The following is a 2,294-nucleotide window of genomic DNA, read 5'->3' as shown; positions in this document are numbered from 1 at the left end:
ACTAGGGTGTCGTAAGTTTATTTCCATTAAACCCAGCGTTTTTAAAACAGGCAAGTTCTGGTGAACTTCACGACTTAGGCTCATTTACCCAGTATGCGGATCTAGAAATTGATGAATAGCATGTCTCTACGATACAAAGATGTCACAAGGAAACTAGCCCTGGACACTAATCTAAAATATAATCCTTGTCACAAGGTTAATCTCCAGCACTAAGCAATAGTGAATTTTAAGATAATATTTTCAACCGAGGCTAGTACAGCATTAGCTAAACTACAACAAACTGACTCTAAGAAGTACCAAAAAGTTTTAAAAACGCTGGGTTTAATGGAAATAAACTTACGACACCCTAGTTTGAATACTCACAAATATGAATCTTTATCAGGGCCCAATGGAGAAGAAATTTTTGAAGCCTATGTAGAAAACAAAACACCTGCTGCTTTTCGAGTTTTTTGGTATTACGGAGCTGAACAAGGAGTTATAACTATTCTGACAATTACACCCCATCCTTAATGACACCATTGCAACTTCCCGTTAACGGTAGAGATGGCATCTTATTTTTATCCACAAATCATTGCGATATTGATTTCTCTGCCAACAATTCTGATGCTACTTCACTTTCAACTACATTATCGGAATCAGCAGATTTAGAAAAAGTATCTGCTATATCTTTGATAAAACCAGCTACAGGTACTGCGATTAGCAAACCCAAGACTCCACCAACATTGGTTCCTACAAGCAAAGCAATTAACACCCATATTGGTCTGATACCAGTAAATTTGCCCAAAAGCCGTGGTGCGATCGCCTGATCAATTAACTGGTCAATGACAACAGCTAGCGCAAAAATCTTCACTGCTAGCCAAAAGTCATGTGTGGCTATTATTAAAGTTATGACAACAAGACTGACGACATCGCCAAAGGGAATTAAACTCAAAAGCCCAACCCCCAAACCAAAAAGTAAAGCAAACTGGACTTGAAAAGCTAAAAACAATAATGTTAATGAAACTCCCATCAGCAAAGCCAAACTTCCCTGACCAATCAAGTAATTTTGAAAGTTTTGTTGAATAGATTGGCTGACCTTCTGGGCAAAACTTCCAGGTAGCTTTTTAAATATCCCCTCCCAAATCCTTGGGCCATCTAACAACAGATAGAAAGTCAGTACTATTGTGATTAATGCCTCAGAGATACTATCAATCGTATCTATGATAATGCTTAAAAGTTTATCTGAAAGAAACTCTAATTCATTGGGTAATTGCTCAGTTAATCGGTTTAATAACTGACTTAAATTCACATTTAATTTGTGTCTAAAAAACCAATCATTTAAAATTTGAAGTTTTTCTTTGCTAGAATCAATCCATTGGGGAAAGACTTTTACCATCTCATTAAATTGCTCTAAAACAATGGGAAGCAAAGTTATACCCAGAGCAACGATAATTATCAATGCTGATATAAAAACTAATGCTACTGCATAGCCACGTTTCACTCCTCGCTTTTGGAGAATGGCAACAGGATAGTTTAAAACAAATGCAAGCAAAGTAGCCAAAACAAGAATTGTTACAACAGGTTGAAAGTTTTTAACCAGTAAAAATGCTAGCCAACCATTGAGAAACACTAGAGGAAATAACAGCGTAAAAATTAACCATCGAAGTAGTTGATTCAGTGAAAAATTCATAATCAATTTAGAAATCAAAATTATTTCAGTTACTAGATTGAACCTGGTAATTAAATATGTTCAAGGCTCAGAACTTGTACCAGTCCCAACAACCACCTCAGAATTCATTCTGAGGCTTATAGCTAAAGTCTATCTATTGAAGACTGAGTAAGGTTTATAGTCCACGCTTAGTGGACTTCTGCTATTAGCCAGAGAATTTATTTTCTGGCGGTAAAGTGGGCAGTGCAAGATATAACCAAGGGTAAGTACATGATAAAAATCTTCCCCCATTCCCTATTCCCCACTCCCCACTCCCCATCATTCCAATCACTAACTTTCAGCGAAAGCTAAAAATTGCTCCTCATTTATTCGCCCTGCTTGATACAGAGTATTAGTAATTTCCGAAATAGTTAAAACCGCATGACTGCGATAACCATTTTGCTGTAACCTATTTTTCACCCCTTGTTCATGGTCGATAAATACCACAATATCATTAACTTTTAATCCTGCTGATTCCAACTTTCACTTTTGGAGTTCCAATTGCGACGCACAGCTACGACAAATTGACTGACGCGAATCGGGTAAATTGGTTGCTCTATACGTCCGTGACGTTTTAGGGAACTGGAAACTATGACACCAGCTGCTG

At 37.2% G+C, this 2,294-nt stretch carries 2 protein-coding genes and 2 pseudogenes; 1 reads left to right on the top strand and 3 read right to left on the bottom strand.

Translation table 11 applies throughout. From position 1 onward, the window contains the following. The first annotated feature begins 219 nt into the window (after nt 1-219). Nucleotides 220-510 (top strand): hypothetical protein, encoded by a 291-nt coding sequence (locus tag LC574_RS36405; protein ID WP_229458480.1) that lies wholly within the window; start codon nt 220-222, stop codon nt 508-510. A gap of 58 nt (nt 511-568) precedes the next feature. Here LC574_RS36405 and LC574_RS36400 read toward each other — a convergent pair whose 3' ends face one another. The 3 genes and pseudogenes from LC574_RS36400 to LC574_RS39530 all read right to left on the bottom strand — a co-directional run. After that, nucleotides 569-1,669 (bottom strand): AI-2E family transporter, encoded by a 1,101-nt coding sequence (locus LC574_RS36400; RefSeq protein ID WP_229458479.1) that lies wholly within the window; start codon nt 1,667-1,669, stop codon nt 569-571. Between the two features lie 309 nt (nt 1,670-1,978). Continuing rightward, a pseudogene (locus LC574_RS36395) lies at nt 1,979-2,170 on the bottom strand (bifunctional orotidine-5'-phosphate decarboxylase/orotate phosphoribosyltransferase); the annotation flags it as partial. After that, nucleotides 2,149-2,294, bottom strand: a pseudogene (locus LC574_RS39530) (BtpA/SgcQ family protein); the annotation flags it as partial. The pseudogenes LC574_RS36395 and LC574_RS39530, both read right to left, overlap by 22 nt.

The organism is Nostoc sp. CHAB 5715, assembly GCF_020829685.1.
Lineage (GTDB): Bacteria > Cyanobacteriota > Cyanobacteriia > Cyanobacteriales > Nostocaceae > Nostoc.
This window is presented reverse-complemented; position numbering and strand designations above follow the sequence as displayed.